Source organism: Mycoplasma sp. 5370 (genome assembly GCF_054343435.1).
On record NZ_JBTGVF010000031.1, the window covers coordinates 1 to 8,540 of the forward strand.

7 protein-coding genes and 1 riboswitch are annotated in these 8,540 nt (G+C 25.1%); all 7 genes read right to left on the reverse strand.

Annotated features, from left to right (window positions below; translation table 4 throughout):
• Window positions 1–43 precede the first annotated feature (43 nt).
• Window positions 44–1,024, reverse strand: coding sequence for a hypothetical protein (locus ACXX88_RS03655; protein ID WP_458559618.1), 981 nt, complete (start codon window positions 1,022–1,024; stop codon window positions 44–46).
• 222 nt (window positions 1,025–1,246) lie between these two features.
• A complete protein-coding gene (locus ACXX88_RS03660; protein WP_458559619.1) occupies window positions 1,247–2,965 on the reverse strand; it encodes a hypothetical protein in 1,719 nt (572 codons plus the stop codon).
• Complete coding sequence (locus ACXX88_RS03665) at window positions 2,949–3,785, reverse strand: ABC transporter permease (RefSeq protein ID WP_436359082.1); 837 nt, start codon at window positions 3,783–3,785, stop codon at window positions 2,949–2,951. The genes ACXX88_RS03660 and ACXX88_RS03665 overlap by 17 nt, the downstream gene beginning before the upstream one ends.
• On the reverse strand, window positions 3,778–4,611 hold the full coding sequence (locus ACXX88_RS03670; protein ID WP_458559620.1) for an ABC transporter permease: 834 nt from the start codon (window positions 4,609–4,611) through the stop codon (window positions 3,778–3,780). Before ACXX88_RS03670 ends, ACXX88_RS03665 begins: the two co-directional genes overlap by 8 nt.
• 4 nt (window positions 4,612–4,615) lie before the next feature.
• The gene (locus tag ACXX88_RS03675; RefSeq protein WP_458559621.1) at window positions 4,616–5,962 is read right to left on the reverse strand and encodes an ABC transporter ATP-binding protein; all 1,347 of its coding nucleotides are present in this window, start codon (window positions 5,960–5,962) and stop codon (window positions 4,616–4,618) included.
• Between the two features lie 290 nt (window positions 5,963–6,252).
• Entirely contained in the window at window positions 6,253–7,623 is a 1,371-nt protein-coding gene (locus tag ACXX88_RS03680; RefSeq protein ID WP_458559622.1) for a YbhB/YbcL family Raf kinase inhibitor-like protein, read from the reverse strand.
• Window positions 7,624–7,742: 119 nt separating this feature from the next.
• Window positions 7,743–8,318, reverse strand: a complete 576-nt coding sequence (locus tag ACXX88_RS03685; RefSeq protein ID WP_458559623.1) for a hypothetical protein — start codon at window positions 8,316–8,318, stop codon at window positions 7,743–7,745.
• A 12-nt stretch (window positions 8,319–8,330) separates the two neighbouring features.
• Window positions 8,331–8,421: riboswitch (TPP riboswitch) on the reverse strand.
• Window positions 8,422–8,540: the final 119 nt, after the last annotated feature.

Genomic DNA, 8,540 nt, shown 5'->3' on the forward strand with positions numbered 1-8,540 from the left:
TCTCTTACTAAAAAGTAAGCAAGAGAAATTTACACAAAATATCTTACACTACCATATAAATATTTGCAATTAAATCTTTATCATTAAAATATGTTCAATATTCTCTTCTGTATTGCTCAAAATTATTTCTAACATATTCTGAAATAAAAGGATCTAATCAATGAGAATAACTTCTATAGTTTTCTTGAGTTATTTTTATTGATAAATGGTCTGAATCTTGTTGTTTTTGAGAATCGAATAAATCTTCTAAAAGAGATTTTTTAGCAGATGAATCTTCTAATGTTAATTTATCAAAATAAAAATCATTCTTTAAATCTTTTGTATTTATAAATTCTTTATATTTAGATTTAACATCATCATTGTTAAGTAAATCTTCTCTTACAACTTTTTGATTAAATAATTCTGTTGTTTCATCACTATCGTTAGGTTGAAATTTCTTGAAATCTTCATCTGTATTTATTATAGTCCAACTTGTTTTTCCTTTTAATTTATTTCTTGCTAAAAATGAAATTGAATAATTATGATTAGGATCAGAATTTTCATCTAAGTGAAAATTAGGTTTATCTATAATATAAAACTTATTTTCATTATTTTTATAATATAAAGTTCTGTCATCATATAATAAATTTCTTGAAATTTTATTTGTGTGAAAAACATAAAGATAATTTTCTTTAAAGAATTTGTCTTTAGAAGTATTATCGTAATTATCTTTTAAAAATTTATTAAATGCTTCTCTTTCTTCTTCTGTAATCAGATGATTATAACTATCTACTTTGTCAAATCTTCTTGGAAATTTCAGTGAAACTTTTTTTTCATCATAAAGAAATTCTTCTTTTATAAAATCATTTTTAACTTTATAAGCTGAATTCACTACTAAATTTCTGTATTTTTCCTGTAATTTAGATTGTTCTAATTGCTCTTTTTCTTCTTTAGATTCTTGAGCACAAGAAACAGCAATAAAAGAAAATGGCAAAATTAATGAAGAAGATAGGAATAACAATTTTCTTTTTTTAAATTTTTTCATATTATTCTCCTTTATTTGATTGCAATATTATTATATAACTTTATTTGCAAAAACTGAAAAAAATTTAATTTTTTAGAATAGTTTTTATTAAAAATGTGAATTTTTATGAATAATTTAACATTTTAACTTAAACTTCCAACTTTTAAAATAATTATCTACTTTCTTATACTTTCAATAATCTTATAAAGAAAAACTTAGAGAAAATTCTCTAAGCTTATTAAGTTATTTTTTAGTTGCAATAATGTATGCTGTTTTTATTTCTGAATTTAAACTTTCACCTACAGGAGCAAGGAATTTATATTCTACATTATAAATGTCTTCTGGAGGTGTATTTTCATCAGGTTCTAAACCATAAACGGTTTGTGTTTTTTGTTGTGATTTATAAAGGTTTTTTGCTAATTTAGAACTGTTTTCAGTAGTTTCTACTTTAATAGACGAAAGTTTTGGATCATTTTTAAGAATTTCTCCATCTAAACTTTGTAAGATGGAAATTTCTTCAGCATCTTCATCATTTGTTTCTTTTACTGTTGTAGTTGCATCATTAAAATAGAATTTTTCAAAATATTCATAAGTAGATTTAAAAGCAGGTGTATAGTTAACATAGTCAAAGTTTCTTAAATTTGGAAGTGCTTCAAAGTTTAATTTATAACCACGTCCTGACTCTTCCACAAAGTTATCGTCTTTTTGCACATAATTATATCTAACATTTTCAGCTGATTCAAAAATTAACTCATCAACTGAATAATCATCACCTTTATAAAGATTATCATAAAGGTCATCTAATAATTGATTTGCCAAGTTATCATCGATATCTTTTGTAATAATTCAGGCATCTAATAATGTCATATTATTTTTTGGTCTTATTGCTCTTACTGTTGTTCCATCTTCAACGTTGCTAAAATTATCATTACCGTTAAGTGCATCTAAAGCATCACCATTATAAATAAAACCTACTTCTTGTTTTACTCCAGAGTCAATTAAAGCTGTTAATAATTCTAAACCCGAACTTTTAACACTGTTAATTTTTGTATCAGATAAAGGATGATTTGTTGATTTTTGAACAATTTCAAGAAATTTATTAATTTGTTCTTGATAGTTTTCTTTATCTACAACTCCTGTATAACCATTGTTTTTAAGTTTTGGATCATTAACTAACTCACTACCTAAAAGAAGATTATCTCTCATTGCTTCAGTTCATTCAAAATATTTGTAACCATTTTTAATTAAAGTTTGAGCAATGGATATAGAATCTTGTTTATCAAAACGAATACCTTTTTCTCTAATTTCCTGTTTTTTTGCATCATCTCAAGAAGCTACTGCTTCTTTTAATGGTACTTTTTTGCCATCTTTATCGTAATCACCAACTGTATAAGTAAAAACTTTATCTTGAATATAATAAGGGATTAAAAATTCTCATAATTGATCTTGAATTCCATCACCATCAATGTCGATAATCCCTTTGCTTTTATCACCTTCAACATAAAGAAATTGATTATAATTATCTAAATGTTCTAAAGTTTCTTTTCTTAAAAGTGATTCTATAACTTTCCTTTTATTATTAATGTTTTCTTGTGCACTTAAATTAGGATTATGTTTTAGTTTATTTGCAAGTGCTTTATTTTTTCTAAATAATCTTTCAAAATCAATTTTTCTAATTAATTGTTTTTGAATCATTCTAACAATTTGGAAATCTGAACCAACTCCACCAATAACCCTATTATCTTCTATAGCTTTAGAAAATTCAGAAACATCACCAAATTCTTTATAATTAAAATGTTTATTTAAACCATCAACTGTGCTTTTAGAAAGATAGTTTTGATAGTTCATAATAATTGGTTTAAAATTAGCAGTTGTTTTAATATAAGTTACTCCAATAACTGTTGGAACTAAAACTAATGAAGAAGCTGCGATTGTTCATTTTGCTTTATTTGATAATGCCATTTTTTACTCCTTTTTTGGAATTTTTAGTTTTATAAACTATATAAACAACATTTCCCACAACGGTAAAAAGTAACATAATTGCACCTAAAGCAAGTGCTCAGGTTTTAAAAGTTCCTTGATATAATTCGACCCCTATTGTGGAAACATTAGATGTAATTCTTGTAATAATAAAATCATCAAAAGAAAGAAAAGCTACAATAATGAACACAAAAGAAATAGCAGGAAGCATATATGTTAAATAAATTTTAAATCAAGTTTTTATTCTTCCATATCCCAAGTCTAAAGAAGCTTCAAAAAGGTTTTTAGAAAATTTTTCACTTCTTGGATATAAAAGCATAATTCCGTAAGGAAGAGTCATAGTTACGTGACTAACAATTGCTCTTATCATTCCTTCTTCAGTAGCTTTTAAAACCCCTAAAACAAGTGAAAGCAAGATTGCTAGTGAAATAGCTGTAATAATATCTGGGTTAATTAAAGGAATGTTAGAACTTGTATTAATATAAGTTTTTACACTTTTATTTTTTTGCTTTCATAAAGCAAAAACGGTAATTAACGAAATAAATATAACAATTATAGCTGTTGCAATAGCTATGATAAATGAGTTTGCAAGTGCAAGTAATTTTTCTTGAGATGCTAAATCTTCATAACCTTTTCAGCTAAATGTATTTCAAGTAGTAGAAATAAGTTCTTTATCAGATGGTTTATTAAAAGAATAAATTAAACCAAAAAATATTGGTGTATAAAAAAGAATTAAAATTATTCAAATGTAACTTTTTCTTAAAATTTCATACTTTTTAAAAAAATCTAATAATCTAGTCATTTTTAATCCCTTTCAATTTTAATAATACAATTGGAAAGAAATAAATTATTGCATAAATTCCCATCATAACTACAATAGTAATTAAAACTAAAGATGATGATCTTGCAAGATCAAATGGGTTAGATGGATTAGCGTTAATATTGATTAAGTTTCCAATCAGTTGATTTTGACCACCATTTGGTAGTAATTTATCAGAAATAATGATTGAAGTTGCTGCAAGTAGAAATACTAATCCAATACCTGAAAAAATAGCTTTTAATCCGTAAGGTAAAACTATTTTAAAAAGTGTTTGAGTTTTATTGTATCCTAAATCTGCAGAAGCTTCTAAAATATTTTTAGGCATATCTCTAAAAACTGTATATAAAGGAATAATCATAAATGGAAGATTTAAAAATACTAATCCTAAAATCATAAATCAGATAGTATTTAAATCTGCTTCATCAAACATTGTTACAAAAAGAGCTCTTAAAGAGAATGTTTTTGCTATTGTGAATATAATCAAAGGTGAAACAATAAGAGAAATTGAATAAATTTTAAATACCTTTGATTTTGCTGTTGAAACATAAAAAGCATAAGGTAAAGCAATTATTAAACAAATAATCGCTGTTGCAATACCTACAAATACAGATCTCCCTATAATTACTCATGTTTCTTTTTGTTGAATGAATAAATGATTATTAAAAGTTTCACCATCATCAGTGGAAATAGGTGCTACTGCTTTAATAAAAAGTAAAAGTAATGGCAACAATATGAAAATAATTGAAAATAAAATATAAGGAATTGATAAAGAAAGTCTTGGATTAAATCCTGACTTTATTTTTTTCAAAATATTAGTTATCATTTGCTAAAAAGCCTTTACGATCTTTTTTCATTAAGTGTAATGCTTCTTTAGTTCAATGAACATAAACATTTTCACCAATTTCAAAATTTTCAATTGTTTCAGCTTGAATTATTTTGTTTCCTACTTTTACATTTATAAAGTAGTATGACCCTTTATAAGTGCTTTTTTCTACAACACCAAAATAGTGACTTCTTACTTTTCTTGATAAAACTATGTCTTCTGGTCTAATTAAACCATCTAGTTTTTCATCTTTTGCAAAATCTGTATGGATTGTTTCAACTAAGTGATTTAAAATCATTACTTTTCCTGGTTCCACAAATTGTGCATCAAAGAAGTTAGCATCACCAATGAAGTTTGCTACTCATTTATTTACAGGATAATCATAAATGTTTTTTGGTGAATCATATTGTTCAATTTCACCATCTCTAATTACCGCGATTTTATCTGAAAGTTCTAAAGCTTCATCTTGATCGTGAGTAACGAAAATAAAGGTAATTCCTAATTTTTGTTGAACCGATCTTAATAATTGTTGCATTTTTTGTCTAATTTTTGCATCAAGTGCTGATAATGGTTCGTCTAATAAAAGGATTTCTGGTTCAATAACTAATGAACGAGCTAGTGCTACCCTTTGTTTCATACCACCTGAAAGTTCACTAATATTTTTATTTTCGTTTCCTTCAAGACCAACTATTTTAATAATATCTGAAACTTCTTGTTCCATTTCTTGTTTAGTAATTTTTCTAGTTAAATATCTTTTTTGAAAATGTTCTGTTTTTGTATTAACATAATTTTCTCAATAAGAATATTTAAAATCAGAATCATCCAATCATCTTTGGATTTTTGCTTTTTTGAGTTTAGAAAGTTTAGAATCGTTTAATTCTTCTTTATAAATGGCTTGTTGTTTATCAATTTCAACCATTTTTTCATTAGCATGTTTTGTTCATTTTTCTTTATTTTCTTCTAATTTTTTAAGTATATTTTCATTTATATTTGTTTTTGGATAACGTTTTAATTTAAGTCCGTATTTAATATTTCCAGAAACTGTCAGGTGAGAAAATAAAGCATAGTCTTGGAAAATAGTGGATACATCTCTTTTGTTTGCTGGTAAGTCTTTAATATCTACCCCATCGAATTTAATTTCACCACGAGTGGTTCACTCAAAACCACCAATTAGTCTAAGAATTGTAGTTTTTCCTGAACCTGAAGGTCCAAGTAAAGTAACAAAATCGCCTTTTTTAATTTTTAAATTTACATTATTTAAAACTTTTTTCTCACCAAATTCTTTATCAACATTTTTTAATTCAATGAGAGTCTTTTGTTTTTCTTTTTGAATCATAAATAAATAAACCCTTCTTTAATAATTAAAATTTTTTTTAAAATATCAAAAACCTCATTATCTAAAGGAAAAAATTCCTTCTCTAATGAAGAAAAATGGGATAATTATCAAAAATATTTTGAGAAGTTTCTGTAGGTAAAAACTTTAAATCAGAATAAACTAAACTGATAAATTTATAAAGTTTTATTCTCAAATTTCCTAAGTTTAAAAATTTCATATTGCAATTATACCAAAATTCAAAAAATGCATTAAAAATTAAGAAAAAAACAATCCTTAAAAGGATTGATAATTTATACTAATTTAAATATTAATGATCCTTCAGCAATTATTGAACCTTTAGCTTGAAGTAAATATGAACCTAAAGAATCTTTTATTAAGTGTTCATCCATATGAGTTGGATGAGGATCGTTATTATTAGCTTTATTATATTTAATTAATTTTTTGTTTAAAGCAACTACTCTAATTATGTAAAGATTTTGAGATCCATCACCATCTTTTTTAGGTAATAATATTTTTTGAGCATCTCTATTTGCATTTTCATTATGAACATTAAAATTAAGTTCAAAAGTTGAGTTTAAAATGTTTTTTGAAGTTTCTTGATCGTTGTAGTACTCTTCACCAACAGAAACAAACATTTTATCAGCAACTGCAGGATTTACAATATTGATTTTGCCACCTAAAATTTTAACTTTATTTCTATATTCTGCTTCATTTTCGTTTTTTACTGGACTATAATCTTCAATTCAGTACATATATGATTGTGCTTCTTCTATTTTATTTCAACTTAATCCAAAAGTTTTTAATTGGCTTAAATCATTTGAAGTGCTTGTTGAAAAATAACCAGTATTTAATATATTATTTTGGATTGCGTTTGATTTTATTTCAAGTTTTTTAACTTCATTTGAAGAATATAAATTTCCATTTGATTTTACAGAAGGATGTTGTTCATATGCAAATGTTAAAACGCCTTCAGCAATAGTTTTGTCTTTAATAACATCATAGAAATCACCTAAATAATATTTATCGTGATTTGATTTTACATTTAATTTTGCTTCACTTAAAGCAAAAACTCTAACTTCATAAATGTGTTCTGTTGGAGGAAGTGGACCAAAATATATACTTGCATTGTGATCCATCATTTGGTCATTTGAATTTATGATTTGTTTGATTTCACTGTTATTTTGTTGTGTTACTGAATAATTTTCTTCTAAAGAAGTAGTGGTTGATGGTATATCAAAAACACCTCAATGGGTAAAAATTCTTCCCATTACTTCTGTTGCTGTTTTATCAACTAAAACAACAGCATAAGATTTAGCATTCTCTACTTTGTTTCAACTTAAAGGTAAACTTTTACCATATGAAGTTGTTGAATAAGAGTTTGGATCCTGTTTTGCTGCATATTCTTCGTTTAAAAAACCATTTGTAATCCCTGAACTTGTGACAGCAATTTTCCCCATTGCACTTTCTTGAATTCCAGTAGTTGAACCTGGTTCTTTATTTACATTTCCTGCATTTGTATTTCCAGGGTTTGTTGGTTCTTTTTCAGTTGTGTTACCTTCTTTTTCAATTTTTGTTTGTGAACAAGCTACAAAAGCAGCATAAGAAAAAGGTAACAACATCGCTGATGAAAATAATATTGTTTTTTTATTTTTTTTATTCATTTTGCCTCATTATTGTTAATTTATTTTTATAAATTATATTATTTTTACATCAAAAAATAAAAATAAAATTCTTTTTAAATTAAAAATTACTGAACTTGTATTTGACTTTTTGACTATTTCTAGTGCTTGATAAAGTGTTTTCTTAATATTTTAGAACTTATAACTAAAAGTGGTAAGGAAACAAAAAATAAAACATATGAAAGCAGATTTAAACCAAAAGATAAAAGAAAATAAAGTATTTCTAATTCTTTTATAGGTTTTAAATACTCTTTAAAATATATATAACCACTAGTCGAGTGTGATAATAAAATTAATATTGTTATTGCATAACTAAACAAAATCAATTTTAAATTTTTTATTTTTTTAAATATCCCTATTAAAGCAATTAAAATTAAAGGTAAAAAATAATCTAAAAAATAAACTCCTATTTTATCTTGTATATTTTCAACATAAAAAATTCCTGATATAAAAAAAGCACTAAAAATAGGTGAAATAATAACAAGATAAATAAGAACAGGAATAATAGTTATTAAGACTCCAAAAGCAATTGAACTTATTAAAATAACTATTTCATGAATTTTTGCTATATTTCCCAGCCCATTTGGTAAATCTGGAATAATTTTTTCAATAAATTTAGAAATAACAATTAAAGCCAAAACAAATGCAGAAAAAATAATTTCTTTTGTTCTAGACATCTTTCCTTTCTGATGCAAGAAAATAGCAACTCCTTACGCCGGCATTAACCGAATCAAGTTAAAAGGGTATAATCTCAGCTAAAAAGCACCCCTGTGCATCATAAAAATTATACTATTTTATTTTCTTATTAGTAATAATTATGCAAAAAAATTCCACTTTGATGGAATTTCCTTAAATGAAATATAAAGTGCACCAGTGTTTTTATAACCTATTTGTATTTT